Origin of the sequence: Rothia sp. HMSC078H08 (genome assembly GCF_001808955.1) — a bacterium.
In the GTDB taxonomy this organism is placed as follows: domain Bacteria; phylum Actinomycetota; class Actinomycetes; order Actinomycetales; family Micrococcaceae; genus Rothia.
Window position 1 is genome coordinate 76,915 of the sequence record NZ_KV795255.1, and the last position, 24,772, is coordinate 101,686.

The 24,772-nt window shown below is 60.5% G+C and carries 19 protein-coding genes, 1 tRNA gene and 1 riboswitch; of the genes, 9 read left to right on the top strand and 11 right to left on the bottom strand.

From position 1 onward, the window contains the following. Positions 1-155: 155 nt before the first annotated feature. The 3 genes from HMPREF2528_RS05255 to clpB all read right to left on the bottom strand — a co-directional run bounded on the left by HMPREF2528_RS05255 (position 156) and on the right by clpB (position 5,242). Complete coding sequence (locus HMPREF2528_RS05255; protein WP_049363444.1) at positions 156-1,349, bottom strand: excalibur calcium-binding domain-containing protein; 1,194 nt, start codon at positions 1,347-1,349, stop codon at positions 156-158. A 153-nt stretch (positions 1,350-1,502) separates the two neighbouring features. After that, on the bottom strand, positions 1,503-2,471 hold the full coding sequence (locus tag HMPREF2528_RS05260; protein ID WP_070542936.1) for a Sir2 family NAD-dependent protein deacetylase: 969 nt from the start codon (positions 2,469-2,471) through the stop codon (positions 1,503-1,505). A 161-nt stretch (positions 2,472-2,632) separates the two neighbouring features. Beyond that, complete coding sequence (clpB, locus tag HMPREF2528_RS05265; RefSeq protein WP_070542939.1) at positions 2,633-5,242, bottom strand: ATP-dependent chaperone ClpB; 2,610 nt, start codon at positions 5,240-5,242, stop codon at positions 2,633-2,635. Between the two features lie 258 nt (positions 5,243-5,500). Here clpB and HMPREF2528_RS05270 point away from each other — a divergent pair, with 258 nt between their 5' ends. The 4 genes from HMPREF2528_RS05270 to HMPREF2528_RS05285 all read left to right on the top strand — a co-directional run bounded on the left by HMPREF2528_RS05270 (position 5,501) and on the right by HMPREF2528_RS05285 (position 9,272). Continuing rightward, positions 5,501-6,184 (top strand): NAD(P)-dependent oxidoreductase, encoded by a 684-nt coding sequence (locus HMPREF2528_RS05270; protein WP_070542943.1) that lies wholly within the window; start codon positions 5,501-5,503, stop codon positions 6,182-6,184. An 18-nt stretch (positions 6,185-6,202) separates the two neighbouring features. Beyond that, on the top strand, positions 6,203-6,859 hold the full coding sequence (locus HMPREF2528_RS05275; RefSeq protein ID WP_070542946.1) for an HAD family hydrolase: 657 nt from the start codon (positions 6,203-6,205) through the stop codon (positions 6,857-6,859). A 327-nt stretch (positions 6,860-7,186) separates the two neighbouring features. After that, the gene (locus HMPREF2528_RS05280) at positions 7,187-7,684 is read left to right on the top strand and encodes a Dps family protein (protein WP_070507180.1); all 498 of its coding nucleotides are present in this window, start codon (positions 7,187-7,189) and stop codon (positions 7,682-7,684) included. 373 nt (positions 7,685-8,057) lie between these two features. Further along, the gene (locus HMPREF2528_RS05285; RefSeq protein ID WP_070542950.1) at positions 8,058-9,272 is read left to right on the top strand and encodes a VIT1/CCC1 transporter family protein; all 1,215 of its coding nucleotides are present in this window, start codon (positions 8,058-8,060) and stop codon (positions 9,270-9,272) included. Positions 9,273-9,439: 167 nt separating this feature from the next. On the opposite strand, the gene HMPREF2528_RS05290 is transcribed toward HMPREF2528_RS05285, so the two are convergent. The 5 genes from HMPREF2528_RS05290 to HMPREF2528_RS05310 form a co-directional block, all read right to left on the bottom strand. Beyond that, positions 9,440-10,366: an amino acid oxidase gene (locus HMPREF2528_RS05290; RefSeq protein WP_070542955.1), complete on the bottom strand. Its 927-nt coding sequence runs from the start codon at positions 10,364-10,366 to the stop codon at positions 9,440-9,442. A 358-nt stretch (positions 10,367-10,724) separates the two neighbouring features. Further along, on the bottom strand, positions 10,725-11,642 hold the full coding sequence (gene sucD, locus HMPREF2528_RS05295; RefSeq protein WP_005504562.1) for a succinate--CoA ligase subunit alpha: 918 nt from the start codon (positions 11,640-11,642) through the stop codon (positions 10,725-10,727). A gap of 29 nt (positions 11,643-11,671) precedes the next feature. Continuing rightward, a complete protein-coding gene (sucC, locus tag HMPREF2528_RS05300) occupies positions 11,672-12,838 on the bottom strand; it encodes an ADP-forming succinate--CoA ligase subunit beta (RefSeq protein WP_005504561.1) in 1,167 nt (388 codons plus the stop codon). A 459-nt stretch (positions 12,839-13,297) separates the two neighbouring features. Beyond that, positions 13,298-16,294, bottom strand: a complete 2,997-nt coding sequence (locus tag HMPREF2528_RS05305; protein ID WP_070542957.1) for a UvrD-helicase domain-containing protein — start codon at positions 16,292-16,294, stop codon at positions 13,298-13,300. Between the two features lie 176 nt (positions 16,295-16,470). Continuing rightward, a tRNA-Arg gene (locus HMPREF2528_RS05310) sits at positions 16,471-16,543 on the bottom strand. 177 nt (positions 16,544-16,720) lie between these two features. On the opposite strand from HMPREF2528_RS05310, the gene HMPREF2528_RS05315 reads away from it, so the two are divergent. Continuing rightward, positions 16,721-17,737: a DUF4031 domain-containing protein gene (locus HMPREF2528_RS05315; RefSeq protein ID WP_070542960.1), complete on the top strand. Its 1,017-nt coding sequence runs from the start codon at positions 16,721-16,723 to the stop codon at positions 17,735-17,737. Between the two features lie 182 nt (positions 17,738-17,919). Here the strand turns inward: HMPREF2528_RS05315 and HMPREF2528_RS05320 are convergent, their stop codons facing one another. From HMPREF2528_RS05320 to HMPREF2528_RS05330, 3 genes are all read right to left on the bottom strand, one after another. After that, positions 17,920-18,633, bottom strand: a complete 714-nt coding sequence (locus HMPREF2528_RS05320) for a C40 family peptidase (protein WP_070542964.1) — start codon at positions 18,631-18,633, stop codon at positions 17,920-17,922. Then, a riboswitch (cyclic di-AMP (ydaO/yuaA leader) is annotated at positions 18,634-18,793 on the bottom strand. A gap of 699 nt (positions 18,794-19,492) precedes the next feature. Further along, a complete protein-coding gene (locus HMPREF2528_RS05325; protein WP_070542967.1) occupies positions 19,493-20,197 on the bottom strand; it encodes an iron-dependent transcriptional repressor DtxR in 705 nt (234 codons plus the stop codon). 210 nt (positions 20,198-20,407) lie between these two features. Then, the gene (locus HMPREF2528_RS05330; RefSeq protein ID WP_070542971.1) at positions 20,408-21,169 is read right to left on the bottom strand and encodes a DUF3027 domain-containing protein; all 762 of its coding nucleotides are present in this window, start codon (positions 21,167-21,169) and stop codon (positions 20,408-20,410) included. 141 nt (positions 21,170-21,310) lie between these two features. On the opposite strand from HMPREF2528_RS05330, the gene HMPREF2528_RS05335 reads away from it, so the two are divergent. The 4 genes from HMPREF2528_RS05335 to HMPREF2528_RS05350 all read left to right on the top strand — a co-directional run bounded on the left by HMPREF2528_RS05335 (position 21,311) and on the right by HMPREF2528_RS05350 (position 24,571). Further along, complete coding sequence (locus HMPREF2528_RS05335; protein WP_070542974.1) at positions 21,311-21,583, top strand: hypothetical protein; 273 nt, start codon at positions 21,311-21,313, stop codon at positions 21,581-21,583. Positions 21,584-21,659: 76 nt separating this feature from the next. Then, positions 21,660-22,364 (top strand): response regulator transcription factor, encoded by a 705-nt coding sequence (locus HMPREF2528_RS05340; RefSeq protein ID WP_049326988.1) that lies wholly within the window; start codon positions 21,660-21,662, stop codon positions 22,362-22,364. Position 22,365: 1 nt separating this feature from the next. Further along, positions 22,366-23,865, top strand: a complete 1,500-nt coding sequence (locus tag HMPREF2528_RS05345) for a sensor histidine kinase (protein WP_070542977.1) — start codon at positions 22,366-22,368, stop codon at positions 23,863-23,865. Between the two features lie 415 nt (positions 23,866-24,280). Continuing rightward, positions 24,281-24,571, top strand: coding sequence for a WXG100 family type VII secretion target (locus HMPREF2528_RS05350; protein WP_005504526.1), 291 nt, complete (start codon positions 24,281-24,283; stop codon positions 24,569-24,571). The last annotated feature ends 201 nt before the right edge of the window (positions 24,572-24,772 follow it).

Below are 24,772 nucleotides of genomic sequence, written 5' to 3' on the forward strand. Positions count from 1 at the left end.
TTGAAGAAACTAACAAGTACATACCTCATCCCATCAGCACAACCCAACAGCAAAAACCACCCCGTTAAACGCGAAAATCCCCTCCACCCGAACACTCAAAAGCGTTCAGGGGAAGGGACCCTCATGCACACCGCGCCCGGCGGCGGCAACAGTTCTTAGGAGTTCTTGCGGTTGCGCACAGCAGACACGCCAGCAACACCCAGACCCAGAGCCACCAGACCCATACCAGCAATGGTGAAGGCGTTAGAAGCACCGGTGTTAGCAAGAGAAGAGCGCTGAGCGCGGCTCGAAGTGTAGCTGCTCGAAGAGGAGGAGCTGCCACCCAGGTTATCCAGACCGCCAGAGTTGCGGGACGAAGAACCCGAGGAGCTGTTGGAGGAGGAACCGTCGGTTACCTCGCTGTTAATGACCTCGCAACCCAGGCCGTTACCGTCATTATCAAACTTCTTGCGGAAGTCTGGGTGGCTTTCGTGCATAGGCGCCAGGCCAGCAGCCGCAACCTCTGCACAGTTCGCAAAGCGAGTGCTCTCAGCCGAAGCGGTCACCTGCTCGGTAGCGGAGGTGGAATCACCCAGCTGATCCTTCGCCTCGTTCACAACGGCTGCGTTCTGATCAGCAGCAGCCGAAGCCGATGCGCTCGCAGAAGCAGTTGCCGAAGCGGAGGGGGTAGCCACCACAGAAGCAGAAGCCGATGCGGTAGCCGAGGGGCTCACCGAGGTTGCCGGGCGGTTCTTAATCTCTGCATCCACGGAGGCGACAACCTCATCAGCGGCGGTAGCCGATGCCGAGGGGGTAGCAGAGGGAGCTACAGATGCGGAGGGGGTAGCCACCACGGAAGCCGAAGCGCTCGCGGTCGCCGAAGGGCTCACCGAAGCGGTAGCGGAGGGGGTTGCTTCCTGAACGGAACGAGCCTCAATCTTCACGGTCGCAGCCTTGCCGCCGCGAGCGGTGTCGTTGTCCTTCAGGGAGCCGGAGAGCAGGTAGACGTCCACGGAGATACGCTCATCCAGGTCGTTCTGCCAGGGAATGGAAACGGAGAAGTTGCCCTTCTCGTCAGCCTGAACTTCCAGGTAGTCCTTGCCGTCAATCTTGACGGAGCCCTTGTTCAGCTTGATAGCGATGACGGAGCCGGAGGTGCCGTCCTGAGTCAGGAAGCCTTCGCCGGTAATCTTCAGGGTTTCGCCCTTGTACCAGACCTCAGAGATGTGGGAAGTCGCCTTGTCGGAGTAGACGTGGGTGACGGACTCTTCACCGTTCTGAGCGAACGTTGCGGGGATTGCGGTGACCGCCAGACCGCAGCCGATCAGGGCGGTGGCACCGAAGCGAGTGATAGTGTGTCGAATGTCCATCCCATCATTTTATCCCCGCGCTCTGGGTGTATCCGCCTGTCCAGGGGCTATTTGCAATGACTTGCAACACAAAATAGCACTTTCGTGCAGTTAACGACGGGCCAGCTATAGGTCAGTGCACGCGCGGCAAAATTCGCCGGGCGCTAGCGCTACCTAGTCGTCAATCTCGTCAAGCATGAGCTCCAGTGCCTCACCCACGCCGGTGCGCCACAGGTAGGTAGCCTTCGCATCCGCACGACCGGGGCCGCCATTGATGACAGCGACCGGCTTGCCGGCACGCAGAGCCTCCAACACAATCTTGTAGCTACTCATAACCGCCACCGAGGAGCCCACCACCAGCAGCGCCGAACATTCAGCGAGCATGGCGTCCTTGAGCGCCTTACGTTCGGCGGGCACGGACTCACCAAAGTACACCACATCCGGCTTGAGGCGGGTCGAACCGCAGGCGATGCAGGGCACCATCTGAAAATCGCGGATATAGCGGTCGTCCAACTCCACATCGCCATCAGGGTTCACGCGCAGCTCTTCGTCTTCAAGGCGCGCCAGGTAGCCGAGGTTCGCAGCATCCAGGCGTGTATCCAGGCTTTCGCGACTCTCGTCCTGCCCGCAGTCCAGGCACACAATACGAGAGAGGTCGCCGTGCAGCGCCAGCAGACGGGAGCTTCCAGCACGGGCGTGCAGCCCATCCACGTTCTGCGTAATCACGCCGCTCACGGCACCCAGCTGCTCCAGCTCGGCGAGCGCATAGTGGGCACGGTTCGGTTCGGCGCGGCGCATGCGGCGCCAACCCACGTAGGAGCGCGCCCAGTAGCGTTGGCGGGCGGCGTCATCGTAGCGGAATTCCTGGTAGGTCATGGGGCGGTGGTCGTGCAGGGAACCGCCGGGTCCGCGGTAGTCGGGGATGCCGGATTCGGTGCTTACTCCCGCGCCGGTGAGCACGAGAACCTTACCCGCCTTGAGTAGCTCGGCAATACCCGCGGAGGCGTATTCTTCGTCGTGCGGGGTGGCGTTCTCAGAGACAACGCGCTGAATCGAGCGGATTGCTGCACGGTGCACGGAGGCGATTTCTTCGCGCTGCTCACCGGCGGCGGCGAAGTTCTGGTGGTCAGTCCAGCGGTCCATTCTTCTCCTCAATTCTCTGTGTACTAGTGCGGTCAGCGCGGTTCTAGTGCGTTAAACGGCTGTGGGGCACCCCTTTCGAGGGTACCCCACAGCCTATTTCGTATGGTTTCGAATGTGCAAACTCAGCCACGGGCTAAGTCCGCCCAGCCAGCCGATTGAGCTTAGTTCTCAGCCTGCTGCTCACGCTCGGAGGTCACCGACAGGCCGTCGCTGGCAACGTCCGGGTTCACGTCCACGGTCACGGTGTCGCCGTCGTGGATTGCGCCGGAGAGGATGCCGCGAGCCAGGCGGTCGCCAATCTCACGCTGAACCAGGCGGCGCAGCGGGCGGGCACCGAATGCCGGGTCGTAGCCGGTCTTACCCAGCCACTCGAGGGCTGCCTCGGTCACGTTCAGGGTGAGGCGGCGGTCCTCCAGACGCTTAGCCATGCTCTTGATCTGCAGGCCCACGATCTGGCCCAGGTTCTCAGCCGACAGGGGCTGGAACATGATGATGTCGTCCAGTCGGTTGAGGAACTCGGGGCGGAATGCCTGGTGAACAACCTCCAGCGCCTTCTCGGATCGCTCCTCGAAGGGCAAATCCTGGTTGACCAGGTACTGCGAACCGAGGTTCGAGGTCAGGATCAGGATGACGTTGCGGAAGTCCACGGTGCGGCCCTGGCCGTCGGTCAGGCGGCCGTCATCGAGTACCTGCAGCAGGATGTCGAAGACCTCGGGGTGTGCCTTCTCGACCTCGTCGAGCAGGACCACCGAGTAGGGGCGACGGCGTACAGCCTCGGTCAGCTGACCGCCCTCTTCGTGGCCAACGTATCCGGGAGGGGCACCGACCAGGCGGGACACGGTGTGCTTCTCGGAGTACTCGCTCATGTCGATGCGTACCAGGGCACGCTCGTCATCGAACTGGAACTCAGCCAGTGCCTTAGCCAGCTCGGTCTTACCGACACCGGTCGGGCCCAGGAACAGGAAGGAACCAATCGGGCGGTTCGGGTCGGAGATGCCGGCGCGGGCGCGGCGCACAGCGTCAGAGACAGCGACTACTGCGGCTTCCTGGCCAATGAGGCGGGCACCGATGCGCTTCTCCATTTCGAGCAGCTTCTCGGATTCACCCTGCATCATGCGGCCTGCGGGAATACCGGTCCAGGAGGAAATCACCTCGGCAATATCGTCCGCGGTGACCTCTTCGGAGACCATGGACTCGTTCTTGGCGGTGTCCTCGGCGCGCTGTGCTTCTTCCAGCTCAGCCTGCTTTGCGGGAATCTCGCCGTAGAGCAGGCGGGATGCCTCAGCGAGGTTACCCTCGCGCTGTGCAACCTCTGCGCGGGAACGTAGCTCGTCAATCTGGGTCTTGATGTCACCCACACGGTTCAGGCTAGCCTTCTCGGCCTCCCAACGAGCGTTGAGGGCGTCGAGCTGTTCCTTCTTGTCAGCCATGTCCTTGCGCAACGCTTCCAGACGCTCCACGGATGCGGGATCGGTCTCGTCGGCAAGTGCCAGTTCCTCCATGGTGAGGCGGTCCACGGCGCGGCGCAGCTGGTCGATTTCCTCCGGTGCGGAGTCAATTTCCATGCGCAGGCGGGATGCAGCCTCGTCAATCAGGTCAATTGCCTTGTCCGGCAGCTGACGGGAGGGAATGTAACGGTTAGACAGGGTTGCTGCGGCAACCAGCGCGGAGTCAGCAATCTGCACCTTGTGGTGTGCCTCGTAGCGTTCCTTCAGACCGCGCAGAATACCGATGGTGTCATCTACGCTGGGCTCGCCCACGTACACCTGCTGGAAGCGGCGCTCCAGGGCGGGGTCCTTCTCGATATTCTCGCGGTACTCGTCGAGGGTGGTGGCACCAATCAGGCGCAACTCGCCACGGGCAAGCATGGGCTTGAGCATGTTGCCTGCGTCCATGGAACCTTCGGATGCGCCGGCACCGACGACGGTGTGAATCTCGTCGATGAAGGTCACAATCTGACCCTCGGACTTCTTGATTTCTTCGAGGACTGCCTTCAGGCGTTCCTCGAATTCACCGCGGTACTTTGCGCCTGCGACCATGGAGCCCAGGTCCAGGCTAATCAGGGTCTTGCCGCGCAGGGATTCGGGCACGTCGCCGGAAACCATGCGCTGTGCCAGGCCTTCCACGACGGCGGTCTTACCGACGCCGGGCTCACCAATCAGCACGGGGTTGTTCTTGGTGCGGCGGGAAAGCACCTGCACCACGCGGCGAATCTCGGAGTCACGGCCGATGACCGGGTCAAGCTTGCCTGCGCGAGCAATGGCGGTCAGGTCGGTGCCGTACTTTTCGAGTGCCTGGAAGGTGCCTTCGGGGTCGGGGGTGTCCACGGTGCGGTCTCCTCGGACGTTGGGGATGGTCTGTGCGATGAGCTCTGCGGTAGCGCCGAGCTTGTGCATTGCGGTTGCGGTGCTATCGGTTCCGCTGGCAATGCCCAGCAGAATCATTTCGGTAGAAACGTAGGTATCTCCGAAGCCCTGGGCGCGGGTCTGTGCCGCCTGCAGAGCGGAAAGCGCGGCACGGCTGAGGGAGGCATTCTGCACGGAGGCACCGGATGCCTTCGGCAGCTTCTTGATTTCGGCGGATGCCGCCTCGGAGATAGCGTCCACATCCAGGCCTGCAGCCTTGAGGACTGCTACGGCGACGCCTTCGCGCTGGTCCATGAGGGCCTTGAGGATGTGCGCGGTTTCAATAGTGGGGTTGCCGGCGGTTTGAGCGTTAGTATTTGCCGCCGAGATGACTTCTTGACTCTTGGTGGTGAACTTGTTGTCCATGGTGTTCCTTTCGTATTTCGAGGGGCTTATCCTATGCGCCCCTGCATTACACAACTTGAGTCTACTCCACTCAACTATGTTTCGCAAGCCTCCTGCAAAAAAATTTTCGTATTTTTCGCCCCACCTCACACCCCCTGACCCCCAAACAAAAGCCCCAGTCAAAACTCCCTGTCAAAGCCCCAGTCGAAGCCGCATTGCTATACTGACCGGATTGGGCGCTTGCAGGTTCCCATAACAGCTAAAGATTAAGGACCCCACATGAAAATACTGGTTCTAGGCGCAACCGGCCGCACCGGCTATTTCTTTACCCGCAAAGCCCTAGAGGAGGGTCACACCGTCACCGCCTACGTGCGCAACCCCGACAAGGCGCTAACACTTTTGGGAGCGCACCAAAATCTCACTATCGTTCCGGGAGCCCTGAATGATGCCGAGCAGCTCGCCGCAGCATCCGCCGGGCAGGACGTCATGGTGAGCACCCTGGGACAGAAGGCCACGGTGCGAGAGTTCCTTCACAGTACGTTCCTACAGGAGCGCCTGCCGCTCATCATGCAGGCGGTCACGGGCGCAGGCGTAAAGCACTGCGTTCTGATGAGCGCCTACGGCGTGGGCGATACGGTACGGACCGCCTCACTCCCCATGCGCCTAGTGTGTAAGGTCATCATGCACGGCATCTTTACCGACAAGGTCAAGGCTGACGCCCTGGTCGCCGAATATCAGCCGTATATTTCGCGTGCTCATCCGGGCAGGCTGACCGATAAGCGCGGCAGGGGCGGGGTCAAGGTATTTGACATGGCGAGCGTCGAGCGAACTCCGGGCATTCCGACGATTGCCCGTGAAGACGTTGCCGATGCGCTACTCACTATCGCCAAGAACCCCCAGAACGCGGGCACAGATTTTTTGGTAACAACTGGGGACGCTGTCCTACGCTCGCCTCAGAAATAAACCGGTAGGCTTAATGACATGACGACTACGAACACCTTCCCCGCCGCCATTCTTTTCGACCACGACGGAACCCTCGTCGATACTGAACCCGTATGGGCTGCCGCCAAGGTTGCTCTCGCCGCAGAATTTGGCGGCACCTGGACTGAGCAGGACACCCTCGACTGCCTGGGCCTGTCAATGAAGTTCACCTTGGATCGTCTGCGTGAGCGCGGCGTGAACCTGCCGGACGAGGAGATTAACGACCTACTGGTGGCGAAGGTGCACGAAACCCTGGCGCAGCAGCCGGTCGAGTTTCTGCCCGGCATTGAGCGTTTCCTCTCGGAGGTGCGTGAGGCGCAGATTCCGGCGGCAGTCGTCACGAATGCGACCACCTCCGTGGCTCGCCGCACCGCGAATGCGGCACCCGAGGGCACGTTCTCGGTGGTTATTGGTAATGATGAGACCACCCACCCCAAGCCGGACCCGCAGCCCTATCTTTTGGCGGCGGAGCGCCTGGGTGTTGATCCGACTCAGTGCGTGGCTCTTGAGGATTCCCCTTCGGGCGTGCGTAGTGCGACCGCGGCGGGTATGCGTGTCATTGTTGTGCCGGGCGAGCTGGAGGTTCCGGCGGAGCTGGGCACCGTGCACCTCAAGCACGAGGAGCTGAATCTGGAGGCGGTTCGCGCGCTGGCGTAGCCGCTTGGTTCGCAAACCGGAAGCCCGGCAGAGAAAGCTCTGCACGAAAACTGAATACGCTTCACCCTAAAGGGCGGGATGCGTGATACGAGATACCGCACATCCCGCCCTTTATGCATGCTTGGGCGGTGAGCCGTGTGGGTTTAAGCAGGAGCTTTTGAGTGAGGACTTGAGGGCGACACAACAGGCAGATGATAATTTATTACGAAGTACTCAGAATAAGCTTGACAGCAGTTCCTTAAAATGATTTACTAATCAATAACGACTTCGGTGGGAATACAAACCTCACCGGACCACAAGCATCACAGCATCATGAAGGAGACCATCATGGCATTCGCAAACTACACCGCACCCGGCCTGACCATCGAAGAAGGCAAGGGCATTTCCGAGGTTCTCCAGGCACGTCTGCACGACCTGAACGACCTGCACCTGCTGCTGAAGCACGCTCACTGGAACGTGACCGGCCCCGGCTTCATCGCCGTTCACGAAATGATTGACCCCCAGGTCGACACCGTCCGCGAATTCGTCGACGCCATCGCAGAGCGTATGGCAACCCTGGGCGCAGCCCCCAACGGTCTGGCTGGCGCACTGGTCGCACAGCGCACCGTCGAGGACTACGCGGTTGGCCGCGCACCCGTCCCCGCTCACCTGCGCGCCCTGAACGACGTCTACACCCGCGTGATTGAGGCTCACCGCAACGCGATTGCATTCGCTGGCGAGTCCGACCCCGTCACCGAGGATCTGCTGATCGGTCAGACCGCTGAGCTGGAGAAGTTCCAGTGGTTCATCCGCTCATTCCTGGAAAACGGCGAAGGCAACATCTAAGCTGCAACCATCTAAGTCGTAGCGTCTAAACTGCAGCCTACTTATGGCGGCACGTCATGTAGGCGTTAGCTTTTAGAGTCACAAGCCGGGCGGGTGCGCTCTCCTTATGGAGGGTGCACCCGCCCGGCTTTTTATGCTCGAAGCTGCCCCGCTTCTTCCCGGCACTTTTACCTTTCCCGCCCCTTGAGTCCTCGCCCGTGCGGTATCACAAAGTACGTTGAGGCGAACAATAACATCGGGTTAGGCCGTCCTAGATTTTCTGTTCGGAGTGCTCTACAGTTGTTCACTGATCAACTCAGAACACACAGATTGAACGCATGATTGTGCGCCCGGGAAATACCCGGCGCGACCCGCATCCGGTGGAAAGAGAGATATGAGCACGCACGCCCCGAACGAGCACGGCGAAGACACGTACGGCGAGCAGACCGAGAAGCTTCAAGCTGACGCGGCCGAGGCCGAAAGGACCGCAGCTGAGGCAACCGAGCACAAGCCGACCCGCCACAGTGCGGTTACTTCCCCCTCCCCCGCGCAGATTAAGCGTTGGCGCCGCTACCTGGCTGATGAAGAGTCGGAGGCGCGCATCTACCGCTACCTGGCTCGCCGTGCCGAGGGCACCGACCGCGAAATCCTTCTGCAGGTTGCTGAGGCGGAGAAGCGTCACCAGCAGCATTGGCGTGACATGCTCGGTGAGCACGCGAATGTGCACGTGCGCCCGTCCATGCAATCTCTGGTGTTGCAGTTCTTGGCGAAGAACTTCGGTTCGGTGTTTATTCTGGCGATGGCTCAGCGCGCCGAGTCCCGCTCCCCCTACGCTGAGGATCCAGACGCTACCGAGGAAATGGCGGCTGACGAGGCAATTCACGAGGAAATTATTCGCGCCCTGGCGACTAATGGTCGCGAGAAGCTTTCGGGTAATTTCCGTGCGGCGGTCTTTGGCGCTAATGACGGTTTGGTCTCGAATCTGGCGCTGATTATGGGTATTACTGCCTCGGGCGCGTCCAGCTCGATGGTCCTGCTCTCAGGTATTGCGGGTCTGCTGGCGGGTGCACTGTCGATGGCGGCGGGTGAGTTTGTGTCTGTGCGTTCTCAGCGTGAACTGCTGGATGCCTCCCAGCCGACCCAGGTGACCCTGCGTGTTGCACACGATTTGGATTTGGATTCGAACGAGCTGGAGCTCATTTACCGTGCCCGCGGCATGGAGCCGGAAGCGGCGCATCACCGTGCGATGGAGCGTTTCGGCTACATGGATTGTGACTGCGATCCGTCGCTGTCTCACCGCGAGGATGAGGATCGTGAGGAGAATGTGGCTTTGGGTACCGATATTGGTGCCGCCGCTGCTTCGTTTGCGTTCTTCGCTTCGGGTGCACTGGTTCCGATTCTGCCCTATATCTTTGGCTTGTCGGGTGTGTTCGCGATGGTGCTGTCTCTGCTGTTTGTGGGTGCGGCGCTGGGCTTCACCGGCGGCGTGGTGGGCCTGCTTTCGGGTGCTTCCCCGCTCAAGCGCGGTGTTCGTCAGATTCTAATTGGCTTTGGCGCTGCGTTCGTGACCTACCTGCTGGGTCTGGCGTTCGGCACGACGGTCGGCTAGTTACAACACCCCCAATAAGCTCTCGACAAGTGTATATAGCCGCTCTTGCATGTGCCGTAGCTTGAGCGCAAAGAAACCCCCGGCGGGTGATTTAAAATCACACGCCGGGGGTTTTCTATACGTCCGTACCCTGCATGAGGGGTTACCCTACTACGGGCTGAGCCCTATTACGGGTGAATCTCCGCGGTGGTGGCCTGACCGGAAACGCTCTCAGAACCGGTCGCGCCGTTGCCGGAGTAGGTCAGGTTAGCGACCTGCACGCTGGACGTCTGCTTGTACGAAACCCAGCCGTCGTTTGCCGGGAAGCGCAGCTGCGCCGGCATGAAGTTAGTCTGGCTGTAGTACTTGGTGCCGGACTGCTTCATGGTGTACGCCTTGCTGGTGGTGTAGACGATACGACCCTTGAAGGTGTAGGTGCCGTCGGAGTTCTTGGTGACGGTCGGTACTTCTGCGGTCCAGGTGCCAGCGGTCTGTGCGACGGACAGGTACTTTGCCTGGCCTGCAGATGCGACCAGCTCGGTGGTCTTACCGGTCAGCTGGCGGCTAGAGGGGCTCCAGGACTGGCCGTTGATCTTGCCGAGCTTCAGGAGCGACTGGGCCTTGGCGGAGACGGTGTACTCCACCTCGGTCACGAAGGTTGCGCCCGCTGCGAGGGTGACGCTGCTACCGGGGATGTAGCCGGTGCCGGTTGCGGTGTCCTTGGTCGGTACGGACCACCAGAAGCCGCTGGAGGACATGTATGCGCCGTTTGCGCCGGTCTGGGAGTTGGTGACGGGGGTGAACTTACCTTCGCCGTTGACGTAGGTTGCGCTCTTGGGCTTGGAGGTTGCGTCGTCCCAGTTGATGTCGGAGTCCGGAACGGTGGAGGCGGTGAAGTGTGCCTCGGGGCTTGCCGGGTTGATGGTGCCGGTGTTGTTGGAGGATGCGTAGCCGACGTAGCCGCCGTTGTTCTGCACGCTGACGTACACGCCGTACTGTACGCCGGGGGTTTCCTTGGATGCGGCGTAGGCGGGTACGGCTGCGGAGGCTGCGACGACGGGTGCAGACCAGACGCCTGCCTTGGCGATGGTGCGGCGAGAGATGGGCTGGGTCATGAGTGTGGTGATCTCCTGTGAGTGGTGGTGTTTCTTGGAGCCGTCAAGAATGGTTCTGACTAGGCTCAATGCACTCCAGTATACAAAGGTTGAGGTTATATCTGTACCTTATGAGGGCAGATGTGCACAATCTTACTTTCTGTCGCAAGTTCTACCGCTCTGGTTCAAACATCTCAAAAGCGCCCTCAAATCCAAGCACTGTTCGACAGCTGGAGCGGCTCTATCCCTCCTCTTTTCCCCAGCGCACTCCCCCAGCGCCTTCGAGCATTAGTCGATGCTGTCTCTGTTGAGCTCCGGGTTAAAGCACAGATGCCGGTAGCCTCATGGACTACCGGCATCTGCCGCAATACTATGCTGTTTACTTCGCTGCGAAGATTTCGCGCATCAGGTTTGCAGCCTCGGAGGGGGTCTTACCGACCTTCACGCCTGCTGCTTCCAGAGCTTCCTTCTTCGCCTGAGCGGTACCGGAGGAACCGGAGACAATAGCGCCTGCGTGGCCCATGGTCTTACCCTCAGGAGCGGTGAAGCCTGCAATGTAACCAACGACGGGCTTGGTCACGTTTGCCTTGATGTACTCTGCAGCACGCTCCTCAGCGTCACCACCAATCTCACCAATCATGACGATTGCTTCGGTCTCGGGGTCAGCTTCGAAAGCTTCCAGAGCGTCGATGTGGGTGGTGCCGATGATGGGGTCGCCACCAATACCGATAGCGGTGGTGAAACCAATGTCGGACAGTTCGTACATCAGCTGGTAGGTCAGGGTACCGGACTTGGAAACCAGACCGATCTTGCCCTTGCCGGTGATGTTCGCCGGGATAATACCAACCAGGCACTCCTCGGGGGAGATGATGCCGGGGCAGTTGGGGCCGATGATGCGGGTGATCTGCTTGCCGTTCTCGTCCACGGATGCCTTAGCGGCTGCCCAGAACTCTGCGGAGTCCTGAACCGGAACGCCCTCGGTGATGACGACGACGAGGCCAATCTTAGCCTCGATAGCCTCGAGAACTGCTGCCTTGGTGAAGGCCGGGGGAACGAAGACGATGGAGACGTTCGCGCCGGTCTTCTCCATAGCCTCAGCTACGGAACCGAACACGTTCAGCTCGATGTCGGAGCCGTCCTTCGCCTTGTGGGTGACGGTGGTGCCAGCCTTGCGAGCGTTCACGCCGCCCACAATGTTGGTGCCTGCTGCGAGCATGCGTGCGGTGTGCTTGGTACCCTCGCCACCGGTGATGCCCTGAACGATGACCTTGGAGTCCTTGTTCACAAAGATAGACATATTACTTCCTTGAAATCCTTTGCTGGCGATTACGCCTTGTGAGCGAGCTCTGCTGCCTTGTCAGCGCCGGAGTCCATGGTCTCAGCCAGAACAACCAGCGGGTGGTTCGCCTCGGAGAGGATGCGGCGACCCTCAGCAACGTTGTTGCCGTCCAGGCGCACAACCAGGGGCTTGGTTGCTGCGTCGCCCAGAATCTCCAGAGCCTTCACAATGCCGTCTGCCACTGCGTCACATGCGGTGATGCCGCCGAAGACGTTCACGAAAACGCTCTTGACCTGCTCGTCGCCCAGAATGATTTCCAGGCCAGCAGCCATAACCTCAGCGGATGCGCCGCCACCAATATCAAGGAAGTTTGCGGGCTTGACGTTGCCGTGGTTTTCACCAGCGTATGCAACGACGTCCAGGGTGGACATAACCAGACCTGCACCGTTACCAACGATGCCGACCTCGCCGTCCAGCTTCACGTAGTTCAGGTCGAACTGCTTTGCCTTAGCTTCCAGCGGGTTCTCAGCGGACTTGTCCACGAGAGCCTCGTGCTCGGGCTGGCGGAATTCTGCGTTGTCGTCCAGGGAGACCTTACCGTCCAGGGCGAGGATGGTGCCCTCGGGGGTCAGAACGAGGGGGTTAACCTCAACCAGGGTTGCGTCTTCCTTAGTGTAGACTTCGCCCAGCTTGACGAGAACGGGAACAACCTTCTCCTGCAGTTCTGCGGAGAAACCTGCTGCCTTAGCAATTTCTTCAGCCTTAGCCTGGTCCAGGCCGACCAGCGGGTCAACCTCAATCTTTGCCAGTGCCTCGGGGCGCTCAGCAGCGAGCTGCTCAATTTCCATACCGCCTTCTACCGAGCACATTGCCAGGTAGGAGCGGTTTGCGCGGTCCAGCAGGAGGGAGAAGTAGTATTCTTCGGCGATGTCTGCGCCGTCAGCGACCAGCACGCGGTGAACGGTGTGGCCCTTGATGTCCATGCCGAGAATTGCCTTAGCGTGCTCGTAAGCTTCTTCGGGGGACTTTGCGAGCTTAACGCCGCCAGCCTTACCGCGGCCGCCGGTCTTAACCTGAGCCTTAATGACGGTCAGGCCGCCAATTTCCTCAGCTGCTGCCTTTGCTTCTTCAGGGGTGGTCGCAACAATGCCCTTGAGCACGGGTACACCGTGCTTTGCGAAGAGCTCGCGCGCCTGGTATTCGAAAAGGTCCACAGGTGTCCTTCTTCTTCGAAGTGGTGCCGAGTACTGGTGCACTCGGCCTGGTCTCATTAGAGGAGGTTCCCCTGTGTGTCCGGTACGTGCGATAGGTATCTCTCGCACCCGGCGCACACGCATCATTGACGCGGGGAATTTCTCTCGTCTCTACTCTATCGGATTCGGCGTGAGCTCGCACTCACGGACCCCCAAATCTGAGATTTTAGCGACTCAGCTCACAAATATTTTGGGTACATTCCACCCAAAGGCTGTGCACCGGGTAACTAACCCGAACTCGCACTCCCCCATCCGCCGCGAAATACCGGCGAAAACGCGACAATACCGCCGCACGCAGAAGAGCATCCGGACCTTTCTCACCAGGCGGACAACACGCCCGGTACAGCGCACAAAAGAGGGGCGGGCACCCTCAGATACCCGCCCCTCCATCGGCGTTGTCAGGTTCTCACGCCTGACGCGTTAGCTCACCTTCTCCAGCGGTGCGTAACGCAGCAGCAGACGCTTCTCTTCCGAACCGAAACGAACCTTCGCCACGGTCTTATCGCCGCTACCCTCAACGGCGAGCACGCGGCCCTCACCGAACTTGGTGTGGCGCACGGTATCACCGACCGCCAGAGTCGGGATTTCCTTGCTCTGGTGCACACGGGAACGGTTTGTCACCTTCGAGGAGGCAACCGCCGCCAGCCCGTAGCTTGCCGAGCCGTTAATATCCGCGGTGGACGGCTCGGAGCGGCGTGCGGGGCGGGACTCGTAGGGGTCGTATGAGCCGCGCGAGCCACCGGAACTGTAACCACCCGAGCCGTAACCACCCGAACCGTAGCCGGAGCTGTATCCGGAGCGCGAACCGCCGGAGTAACCATTGCCGTAGGAACCACCGTAGGAGCTACCGTAGGAGCCACTGCCGTAAGAACCGCCGCCGCGAGCGCCATACGCACCCATACCAGAGGCACCAAAACCCGAGAAACCGGCGGTGCGCTTCCACTCAATCAGCTCCTCCGGGATTTCCTCCAGGAAGGGCGAGGGCGGGTTGAACTGGCTCTTACCCCACATGGTGCGGGTCTCCGAGCGGGTCAGGTACAGGCGCTCCATGGCGCGGGTCAGACCCACGTACGCCAGGCGGCGCTCCTCGCTCATCTCCTTCTCGTCGGTCAGGGCACGCTGGTGCGGGAACAGTCCGTGCTCCATGCCAGTCAGGAACACCACGGGGAACTCCAGGCCCTTGGCGGTGTGCAGGGTCATGAGGGTGACCATGCCCTGGGCCTTCGCCTCGGCGGCCTCGGCGGCAATCTGCGCGGCGGAGGCGTTCTCACCCTCCGCGCTGGCGGGGCGGTTTGGAATCGAGTCGGCGTCGGCAACCAGCGCCACGTGCTCGAGGAACTGCTCCAGGTCGGCGCCGGGGTTCTCGGTCTCGAACTCGACCATGGCGTCAAGCAGCTCGGAGAGGTTCTCTACGCGAGACTCGTCCTGAATGTCCTTGGAGGCGCGCAGAGCCGCCAGGTAGCCGGTCTGCTCCAGGACCGCCTCCAGGCAGGTTGCGGCCGGTTCGGTGCGGGCAATTTGCGCCAGGTCATCCATGAGGCGCACGAACTCGGCGTACTTCTTGACCGCGGCGGCGCCCAGGCCGGGGATGTCGGCTGCCTGACGCGCCGCCGCAAAGAACGAGATGCGGTGAGCGGTCGCGTAATCGGCCACCACGGACTCGGACTTGGCCCCGATACCGCGCTTGGGTTCGTTCAGAATACGGCGCACGTTCACGTCGTCATCGGGGTTGCTCAGGGCACGCAGGTAGGCGAGCGCATCTTTGATTTCCTTACGCTCGTAGAAGCGGGTACCACCGACCACGCGATAGGGCAGGCCGGCACGCATGAGCATGTCCTCGAGGGTTCGGGACTGCGCGTTGGTGCGGTAGAAGATTGCGACGTCACCGGGCTGCACGCCGTGCTCATCGGCAAGGCGATCAATTTCGCGGGTGATGTAGCGTGCCTCGGCGTGCTCGGATTCGGCAACGTAACCGATGATCTTCGCACCCGCGCCGGAGGCGGTCCACAGCTTCTTGGGTCGACGATCGGGGTTGCGTTCAATGACCGCATTCGCCGCAGAGAGGATGTTCTGCGTGGAACGGTAGTTCTGCTCCAGCAGGATCGTGTGGGCGTTCGGGTAGTCCTTCTCGAAGTCCGTAATATTGCGAATATCCGCACCACGGAAGGCGTAGATGGACTGGTCGGAATCACCCACCACGGTCAGCTCGGCAGGGGGCACCGCGTCCGGGTAGGGGCCGCGGTCAGCCGGTGCCTTCGCGTGGGCGCCGACCAGTTCACGCACCAGCTGGTACTGGGCGTGGTTGGTGTCCTGGTACTCGTCCACGAGGATGTGGCGGAACTTACGGCGGTAGTAGTTCGCGATTTCGGGGAACTTCTTGAGCAAAAAGACGGTGCGGCCAATCAGGTCGTCAAAGTCGAGGGAGTTAGCGGCGCGCAGACGCTGCGTGTAGACGGTGTAAATCTGCGCGATGGTCTTCTCGTACGGGTTATCGCTAGCCACACGGGAGGCATACGCCTCGGCGCTGACCAGCTCGTTTTTCAGCGCGGAGATGCGGTTGCCCACAGCCTTAGCGGTGAACTTCTTGGTGTCCAGGTTGAGCTCTTTAATGATGAGGCTCAGCAGGCGCTGCGAGTCGGTCGAATCGTAGATGGTGAAGGTGGACTTCAGCCCCAAGGCGGCGGCCTCACGGCGCAGCACACGCACGCAGAAGCTGTGGAAAGTAGAAATCCACATGTGCTTGGCGCGCGGGCCGACCAGCGCCTCAATGCGTTCACGCATTTCGGCGGCAGCCTTGTTGGTGAAGGTGATGGCGAGGATCTGGCCGGGGGTCGCGCGGTGGGTTGCGAGCAGGTAAGCGATGCGGTGGGTGAGCACGCGGGTCTTGCCGGAACCAGCGCCCGCGACGATGAGCAGAGGCGAGCCGGAGTGCAGCACGGCCTCTTCCTGGCGTTCATTGAGCCCGGCGGTGAGGGATGCGGGGTCCACGGTGCTCAGGCTGTGGGTGCGTTCGCCGTAGGGGTCGGCGGGGTCGAAGTCCTCGCCGTAGCCGCCGACGCGGTAGGCGGGCGGCATGAAGTCGCCGAGCGGGTCTGCGGCGGTGAAGGCTGCGGGTGCGCCGGGTTCAGGAACGGGCGCGCTGGTAGCAGGGGCACCGTAGGCGGGCATGCCGGTGGGCAGGGCGACGGGTACGTCCTGTGCGGGCGCCTCCATCACCGGGGCATCCATCACTGCGGCGTCCATGGCAGGGGCGTAGTAGTCGTCCTCGGCAGGGGGTACGTCGTAGTAGGGGTCGAAGGGCGGCTCGTCCACCGGTGCAGGGTCTACCGGTGCTGCGGGGGTGACGAGTTCGGCGGCGAACAGGCCGTCCTGTTCGGTGAAGGGCTGCTTCTGCTGTTCGGGCTTGTCGCTCATCATCTACCTCGCTGCCTAGAATACACGTTCGATATTCCATGCTACCGCATTTGCTCCGCAGCTCCCACCCTTTCGGTCATCCGCCGCCCTCTCATTCGAGCAAAGATAAGAAAACCGCCCGCGCCTGCTAATGCAAGCGACGGGCGGTTTCTCGTACCGGCACGCATGCCGGTTCTGTGTGCCCCCGAGACGATTCGAACGTCCGACACCTTCTTTAGGAGAGAAGTGCTCTATCCCCTGAGCTACGAGGGCGTACCTATCCAGTATAAAGCACCCCGCACCGCAGGTCGGCACAGCCCACGACAAGCCGCCCGCATCCACCGGTAATCGCACCGTGCCCACCCCCGGTCCCAGCCAGCGTTCACCGACCCGTGTTCACCGCCTGAGGACACCCGCACCCGGCGGCAGAACCGCTCCTACAATGTACGAATGAGCATCTACATTGACCCACCCGTCTGGCCCGCGCACGGCACCGTCTTCTCGCACCTCATCTCCGATGCATCCCTGGCGGAACTGCACGAGTTCGCTGCGGCGGCGGGCATTAGCGAGCGTGCCTTCGACCGCGACCACTACGATGTACCGGCGCACCGCTACGAGGAGCTGGTGCAGGCGGGCGCGATTGAGCTCAGCGGCGCACAGCTGACCCGTACGCTCATTGCGAGCGGCCTGCGCATCCCCCTAAAGGAACGCCCCGAGAAGATCCGCCCGCGCCTGCTTCGCACCTGGGAGGCGGCGTTTGCGCCCCGCCTCGAGCGTGCGGATGCGTCCGCCGAGTCGCGGGCCCGGCTCGTAACGCAAGTGGCTGAGTTGGGCGAGCACCTGATACAGGCGTGGGAACAGCCGCACCGCGCCTACCACCACAGCGGGCACCTTTCGCAGATGCTCACCGATCTGGACCGCCTATATGCCCCCCACTCGCATACAGGTTCCACTCCCCTGCCGCTGGTTCTGGCGGCGTGGTTCCACGACGCGGTTTACGAGGGCGCGCCAGGTGAGGATGAGCGCCGCAGTGAGCAGCTGGCGAGCGCCTCCCTGGAGCCGCTGGTCGTCGCTGGTCTGCTGGGCGAAGAGGAGCTACAGCTGGTGCGCCTTCTGGTTCGCGCCACGGCAACCCACGAGCTGCCCGAGTCCACCGAACTACCGGCGGGCTACAATCCGGCAGATATTGAGTTCTTCCTTGACGCAGACATAGCGATTCTGGCTGCCGAGCCGGCACGCTACCGCCGCTACCTGCGCGGGGTGCGTAGCGAGTACTCCCACTTCGATGATGAGGCGTTCCGCACCGGCCGCACGAGCTTCCTGCACTCCGTCCTAGAGCGCGAGCGCATCTTTCTCTCCGAGCGAGCCCGCGAACTTTGGGAGGAGCCCGCACGGGCTAATCTACGTGCTGAGCTCAGCGAGTGGGAGCAGGACCCGCAGAGGCTTCTGCAGACTCTGGCATCCTAGCCGCATACACCTAAAACACATACCGCCGAGAATGCACCCACACTAAGGTGCGCTCTCGGCGGTATTTTCATGGAATCTCTCGGGTACACAAATCTCGGGTACACAAAAGGCGCCCACCCCGTGCGGGGTAGGCGCCTTTTGAGAAGTATGTTGGGCTAGACCCAGCTCTTATGCACTAAGGCTTAGAGAGCGGTGTAGTAGCCGTCAACGGACATCCAGGAGGTGGGGTGCACCAGGGTACCGTAGCTGGGGTTCAGAGCGGAAATCATCTTGCCGTCGCCCAGGTAGATACCAACGTGGCTGTAGCCGTTCTGGAAGACGATGTCGCCGGGCTGGGGGTTAGCGGTCGGGCGCAGCTCGTTCTTCATTGCGTAGGTGAAAGCGGTCAGCTTGATGCCGTGCTGAGCGAAAACCCAGGAGGTGAAGCCGGAGCAGTCCCATGCACCGAAGGTCTTGCCGCCCCAAACGTAGGAGCCGCCCAGACCGCTCATTGCGGTTGCAACGATTGCGTCGCGGGATGCGTTACCGGTGGAAGCGGAGGAAGCTACGGGTGCCGGAGCTGCAGCGGGTGCAACGTAAGCCTGCTGTGCCTCAGCCTGAGGAGCGACGTAAGCCTGCTGTGCCTCAGCCTGGGGTGCTACATAGGAGGTCTCAACTGCGGGTGCCGGAGCTGCAGCGGGTGCAACGTAGGTCTGCTGTGCCTGAACCTGGGGTGCAACGTAGGTGGTTGCGGGGGTGTTGTAGCTGGTGTAGTCGAACTCGTAGTTGGTGTAGTCGTAGGACAGGTCAGCTGCAGCGGGGATCTGTGCGAATGCGTTCGCGGGAACGGTCGAGCCGAGCAGGATTGCGCCTGCTGCGAGGGTTGCGCCTGCGGTACGTACGATCTTGTTAGCCATTGGTAATTCCTCCATTGCCTGACGAGGTGAGCTGTCGGACTCGAGCATGGATTCGCTCGGCCACCGAAGTGACTTAGCCCCGAGGCCTCTCGATTGAGAAGCCGTATCCCAGCTTGGGGATTGGGTCCCCCGCTTCTGCCATATTGGGTAGACGTTCATCGAAGCGTTGGCAGAACTCAGCGGAACCGCTTCGACGGTGCCCTCTTACGATTAGGATTTGGGCACAGAAAAGAGAATACACAGAAAACTCCCAGTTGTCACCTCAATCGAACTTAAATTTTGAGCTTTCACCCCCGGAGGAACGGAGCGAGCTTGAACGACCAGAACCTCGTTTATCTGCGGATGCTTAAGCAACTTAAGGCGTTTGACTAGGCATTTCACAAGGATGCACATTCGCTTTTAATGCACCACCACCCCTTAAGGGCATGGTTCAAAACTCTTAAAAATGAGCCTCGTCTCTTAAGATTTTGCGCCCATTACCCGCTCAGAAACCGGCGTGTCTCTCAGTTTTAACCTCAGATTTAAGCGAAAAACGCGAAAAATGCACTCAAGCGCAGTTGCCAAAAAGTTAAGAGAGGAGTATATGCTCGCTCACGTGAGGGTAGTCTGAACTACTGATATACGTCGCTTAGCCCACCTTTTGTAGCCCGAATACGCCGCATTCCTCCGCTTTTGTCCGTTTCTTCCCTTATATACGGCATTTTGCGCCGATTCTTGAGCTAAATCATCCACTATCTAAGACAGTGCCGGATCCCGGGGAGTCAACGGCACAAAAAACGGTGGTACCGCCTCCTCAAGTAAGAAGGCGGTACCACCATTTAAAGCGTGAAGCGGGATAGTAGACTCTCAAAGCTGGAGCTTAGAGGCTGCCACCGCGCTTGACCACAATTGCGTTTGCCACGTCCATATCCAGGGAGAGGGTGTCCTCTTCACCATCGGCGTGAACAATCACGTCATCGTTCTGGCCAGCAACCACGGACACCGAAGCGCCGTAGACAATACCTGCGTCAGCCAGTAGCTTCAGCAGCTCAACATCAGTCTGAATGGACTCGGGGAAGCGAGAAATGGTGAAACGATCCTCGGGACCGGAGTCGCGTGCAGCCAGGGACATGGGCACGGTGCGCTCATCATTCTTCTCGCTAGTGTGGCCCAGGTCCTCCAGGCCGGGGATAGCGTTACCGTACGGGGAGAACTTGGGATCCTTGAGCATCCCCAGGATGCGCTTCTCCACCTTGTCACTCATGACGTGCTCCCAGCGGCATGCCTCTTCGTGCACGTACTCAAGTTCCAGACCAATAATGTCGGAGAGCAGGCGCTCAGCCAGGCGGTGCTTACGCATCACCTCAACCGCCTTGTGGCGGCCTTCCTCAGTCAGTTCGAGGTGGCGATCCGGCTCAACGGTGAGCAGGCCGTGCTTCTCCATACGTGCCACAGTCTGGGAAACGGTCGGGCCGGAGTGCTCCAGTCGTTCAGCAATGCGCGCACGCATGGGGACAATGCCCTCTTCCTCCAGTTCGAGGATGGTGCGCAAATACATCTCTGTGGTATCGATAAGGTCTGTCATATATCTCTCCCAGCTATCACCGCAACAGTGCTTAGATAGCACTGCCTAAGTCGTTACTTATTCAATAATCTATTATGTACTTTTTCAGCGGCTTTTGCCACGGCTTAAGTCATTGAGTCGCCCAACAATAACCGTTGGACGACTCAATACAACACCTTATATATACATTTTGTTAGCCCGCCCCTTAGTAAGAGGAGTGGATAGTAGGCTCTATTCTGCGGACTCAGCCTCGGCAGTTTCCTCTGCAGCAGAAGCGTTCTGCGCGGTTTCACTCTCCGCCGAGTTGTTCTCTACGGGCTCACCGGACTCAGCAGATTTCTCAGCATCAGACTCTGCGTTCTCCTGCGCGGCGTTCTCCTCCAGGTCTTCCGGGCGAACACGGTCAGCCCACGGAACCCAATCCGGAGCGATGAGCGCATCATCACCGGGCAGCAGACCAACCTCGCAGATCGTTGCCACGCGGGAGCGAGGCGCACGCGAGAGGGTCGCGAACCAGAACCAGCCACGGTAACCGGGCAGGGTGCACTCAAACAGGTGAGTGCTCAGGCGCTCTTCCTCGGCGCGCACGTGGTGAACCAGACCGATAGCGTGTGCCGGGGCGATCTCTCGCACACCCTGCAGCGCTACGTCCTTAGCGGCGGCAAGAATCTCATCCACCTTGGAGGTGCGGCGCAGCTTGTGCGGAACACCCAGGGAGGGGACACCTACCTCTTCATCCAGCGGGGTGAAGGGGTCGGGGGTGGAGTCTTCGTTCTGTTCAGTTTCTTCGGTAGCGGATTCCTCGGAAGCAGATTCTTCAGCAGGCGTCTCAGCCACCTCAGGCTCCTCAGCGTTCACGGAGGGCTGAGTCTCAGCAGGTACAGCGCTACCCTCGTCAGCGCTCTCAGGCGCGGCAGAAGGCACAACGGACTCTGCAGGCGCGTCAGTAGCGGGCGTAGTTTCGGGGAGCAGTTCAATAACCTGTTCAGACATACCCCTATTAAAGCATCTCGCGTGCGCAAACAGTGCGGCGCCCGCTCCAAGCTTCGCATACGCTGTGAATTTGAGTCTCAAACCGCTAAATCTGGGGCTTCACCCATTAACAGCTGTGTGTGAGCTGATACGGTTAAATTTATGAGTAATGAACCCGTACAGGACACGCGCAGTACCGCAGACCAGGCGCCCGCGCCCCTTCCCTACGCCGGAGCCATCCGCTGGCTCGGTGCAGGCGGCGCGATTCTCGCCCTGCTTTGTCTGCTCACCGGAGTTGCCATGCTCGTGATGAAGTGGGTTGGGGCAACGCCGCCCGCCCTCATGAGCCAGATTCCGCTGGTCCTCCTACCCGTCGCCTTTATCGCCCTCATGGCCGCACTCATTCTGTCGGTCATGCGCCGCAACAAGGCATAAAGATTTGAGCCGCAAGCTCACACACACATCATTCACTTATCAAGTACAGCCTGCCATTCAGAGAGAAAGATAGAGTATGTCTGCTGAAGCAAAACTCCTAGTCGTCGATGACGAGTTCAACATTCTTGAACTGCTCGCCACCTCCCTGCGTTTCGCCGGTTTTGAAGTAGTCACCGCCGGCAACGGCCGCGAAGCCCTCGAAAAGGCACACGCCGAAAACCCCGACCTCATCGTCCTGGACGTCATGATGCCCGGCATGGACGGCTTCGAGGTGACCCGCCGCCTGCGCGAAAACGGCACCACCACCCCCGTGCTCTTCCTGACCGCGAAGGACGCCACCGAAGACAAGGTCACCGGTCTGGGTGCTGGCGGCGACGACTACGTCACCAAGCCCTTCTCCCTCGACGAGGTAATCGCCCGCATCCGCGCTATTCTGCGCCGTAGCCGCAGCATCCAGGAAGAGGACGACGCCGTACTGCGCGTTGACGCACTCACCCTGAACGTGGACACCCACGAAGTGTTCCTCGGTGACGAAGAGATTGACCTCTCCCCCACCGAGTTCAACCTGCTGCACTACCTGATGCTCAACGCCAACCGCGTGCTGTCCAAGGCGCAGATTCTCGACCACGTGTGGGAGTACGACTTCAACGGCGACTCCTCCATCGTTGAGTCCTACATTTCGTACCTGCGCCGCAAGATCGACAACAACCGTGAAAACCACGAGCCGCTCATCCACACCAAGCGCGGTGTGGGCTACATGATTCGCGGTTCTCGAGGCTAACGTGGCGCTCAAACCCCTCGACCGGATCCCCCAGTCTCTTTCCCTTCGCACCCAGCTGGTGCTCATCACCTCCATGCTCATCGCCCTCTCCATTGCGGTGACGAGCCTGGTGGCGATTTCCGCTCTGCGCGCCCAGATGGTGCACCAGCTGGACGAAGAGATGAAGAACAGCGCCCCCTCACTCGTGCAGCTGGCGACCGTGCGCCCCTCCGGCAATCAGGAACAATCCCTGAGCACCTACCGCCTGTACCTGCTCGACAAGGACGGCAACGTACTGTACTCGCTCAAGTCCGAGGACAGCGAACAGTTCAGCGAGCCGGCGTTGCAGGGCTGGACCGAAGAGAAGGTTCGCAAGCAAAATGAGGAGGCGGTCACCGTCAACTCGGTGGGCAGCTCCTCCGATTGGCGTGTGCTCGCCGTGCCCATTGAAACCAACGACACGTCAGGTTTGCCGGAGGCGGCCTCCCTCATCATTGCCATGCCGCTGAAGCAAACAAACCAGGTGGTCGCCCTCGTGGGTGTGCTGACCTTCGCGTTTGGTTTGGCGACTCTTGCCTCCGCGATTGCGATGACCTGGGTGATTGTGACCCGCACCTTCGAGCCGCTGGCTCGCGTGGAGCAAACCGCCGCCAAGATTGCTGCCGGTGACCTCTCTCAGCGTATTGAGGACTACAACCCCAGCAACGAGATTGGTAACCTCGCGGTTTCGCTGAACACGATGCTCACCCAGATTGAAATGCTCTTCAAAGCCCGCGAGAAGAGCGAGGCGAAAATGCGCCGATTCGTGGGTGACGCTTCGCATGAGCTACGCACCCCGCTGGTCAGTATTCGAGGCTACTCGGAGCTGTACCGTCAGGGCGCTCTGCCCACCGATGAGGCGGTCGCAACCGCGATGAGCCGCATCGAGTCGGAGTCCAAGCGTATGGGTCAGCTCGTGGAAGACCTGCTGACCCTGGCGCGTATTGATGAGCGCCGCGAATCCAAGCTGGCACCCTTCGACCTGTTCAATCTCGCGGTGGACGCTAGTAACGACGCCTACGCCACGGCACCCGATCGTACGGTGTCCCTGGTGGGCCTGAACGAAGAGGTGGCACCGACCTCCGCAACCGTGCTCGGCGACGAATCGCGTCTGCGTCAGGTCGTGGCAAACCTGCTGACCAACGCCATGCGCTACACCCCCGACGGCTCTCCCCTGGAGATTGCGGTGGGCGTGCGCGAAGAGGTTCCCGGTTTCCCGCTGTCCGTGCTGGAGGTGCGCGACCACGGCCCCGGTATTCACGGCGAGGACCGCGAGCGCGTCTTCGAGCGTTTCTACCGCACCGATGCTTCACGTTCGCGTGAGACTGGTGGTACGGGTCTGGGCCTGTCCATTGTGGCTGCGATTATTGAGCAACATGAGGGCAGGATTCACATTGACGAGACCGATGGTGGCGGTGCTACCTTCGTGATTTCTTTGCCGTTCTATCCGCCGCCCGTCTCGGATGATCAGCTGATGAAGTAGCGCTGATGCATAAACCCCCGGATTGTGGAACTTGAGTGTTCTACGGTTCGGGGGTTTTGCTGTGCCCTGGAGGCGGGACTATATCGCGGCGGGGCGATAACTCGCGGCGGCGCAAGTGAGGAGAGCGCGGGGAGGAGAAGTTGCGCGGCTCAAGAACAGCGGGGGCAACCTCGTGTGCGTCATGGCGGCGTCATTTTCGGGTGGGTTTTCGATTTTTTCGAGATGCCGGAGTGAATCTGGCGGGTTTATCCACAGATTTATTCAATAATCATTTTTCAGCTCATTTGATGCATTTTGAAAGATATAGTGATAACAAGCTTCCGGTCAGGAACTCAGCTCTTTCAGAGATCCAAACCCCAAGCACCACCACGGGGCAACCGCCCCACCCATCTCACATATCTCAAAGGAGAAAACCATGGCACAGTTCAATGTCGATTCCGAAGTCATCGCAGCCAAGAGCGCACAGGCACGATCCTACGTCGCATCCATCACCGCAGACGTCAACGGTATGACCGCATCCCTGCACGATTTGCAGAGCTCCTGGACCGGCTCTGCATCCGCTAACTTCCAGGGTGTGCTGGACCAGTGGCACGCAACCCAGCGCCAGGTCGAAGCATCCATCACCCAGATCAACGAGGCACTCACCCGCGCAGGCGTGAACTACGCAGACACTGAGCAGGCTAACGCCTCCATGTTCGTCGGCTAAGGGGTCAGGGCAATAAGCCCAGAAGCCCCCAGGCAGGCGGCACGCAGGGCGGCTAAAAGGTCCGGCCGCACGGCACACCGCCCGCCAGATTCGCCAGAAGGTGGCGAACATTTATTGAGAAAAACCCCGCCGCATCCTCGCAAGTGAGGATGCGGCGGGGTTTTATTGCACGAAAATCTTTGGGCTCAAGAGCCCAATCCT

What these genes read in the sequence shown, in the direction of transcription:
- HMPREF2528_RS05255 (WP_049363444.1), bottom strand. Translation starts at nt 1,349, where the DNA reads ATGGACATTCGACACACTATCACTCGCTTCGGTGCCACCGCCCTGATC.
- HMPREF2528_RS05260 (WP_070542936.1), bottom strand. Translation starts at nt 2,471, where the DNA reads ATGGACCGCTGGACTGACCACCAGAACTTCGCCGCCGCCGGTGAGCAG.
- clpB (WP_070542939.1), bottom strand. Translation starts at nt 5,242, where the DNA reads ATGGACAACAAGTTCACCACCAAGAGTCAAGAAGTCATCTCGGCGGCA.
- HMPREF2528_RS05270 (WP_070542943.1), top strand. Translation starts at nt 5,501, where the DNA reads ATGAAAATACTGGTTCTAGGCGCAACCGGCCGCACCGGCTATTTCTTT.
- HMPREF2528_RS05275 (WP_070542946.1), top strand. Translation starts at nt 6,203, where the DNA reads ATGACGACTACGAACACCTTCCCCGCCGCCATTCTTTTCGACCACGAC.
- HMPREF2528_RS05280 (WP_070507180.1), top strand. Translation starts at nt 7,187, where the DNA reads ATGGCATTCGCAAACTACACCGCACCCGGCCTGACCATCGAAGAAGGC.
- HMPREF2528_RS05285 (WP_070542950.1), top strand. Translation starts at nt 8,058, where the DNA reads ATGAGCACGCACGCCCCGAACGAGCACGGCGAAGACACGTACGGCGAG.
- HMPREF2528_RS05290 (WP_070542955.1), bottom strand. Translation starts at nt 10,366, where the DNA reads ATGACCCAGCCCATCTCTCGCCGCACCATCGCCAAGGCAGGCGTCTGG.
- sucD (WP_005504562.1), bottom strand. Translation starts at nt 11,642, where the DNA reads ATGTCTATCTTTGTGAACAAGGACTCCAAGGTCATCGTTCAGGGCATC.
- HMPREF2528_RS05305 (WP_070542957.1), bottom strand. Translation starts at nt 16,294, where the DNA reads ATGATGAGCGACAAGCCCGAACAGCAGAAGCAGCCCTTCACCGAACAG.
- HMPREF2528_RS05315 (WP_070542960.1), top strand. Translation starts at nt 16,721, where the DNA reads ATGAGCATCTACATTGACCCACCCGTCTGGCCCGCGCACGGCACCGTC.
- HMPREF2528_RS05320 (WP_070542964.1), bottom strand. Translation starts at nt 18,633, where the DNA reads ATGGCTAACAAGATCGTACGTACCGCAGGCGCAACCCTCGCAGCAGGC.
- HMPREF2528_RS05325 (WP_070542967.1), bottom strand. Translation starts at nt 20,197, where the DNA reads ATGACAGACCTTATCGATACCACAGAGATGTATTTGCGCACCATCCTC.
- HMPREF2528_RS05330 (WP_070542971.1), bottom strand. Translation starts at nt 21,169, where the DNA reads ATGTCTGAACAGGTTATTGAACTGCTCCCCGAAACTACGCCCGCTACT.
- HMPREF2528_RS05335 (WP_070542974.1), top strand. Translation starts at nt 21,311, where the DNA reads ATGAGTAATGAACCCGTACAGGACACGCGCAGTACCGCAGACCAGGCG.
- HMPREF2528_RS05340 (WP_049326988.1), top strand. Translation starts at nt 21,660, where the DNA reads ATGTCTGCTGAAGCAAAACTCCTAGTCGTCGATGACGAGTTCAACATT.
- HMPREF2528_RS05350 (WP_005504526.1), top strand. Translation starts at nt 24,281, where the DNA reads ATGGCACAGTTCAATGTCGATTCCGAAGTCATCGCAGCCAAGAGCGCA.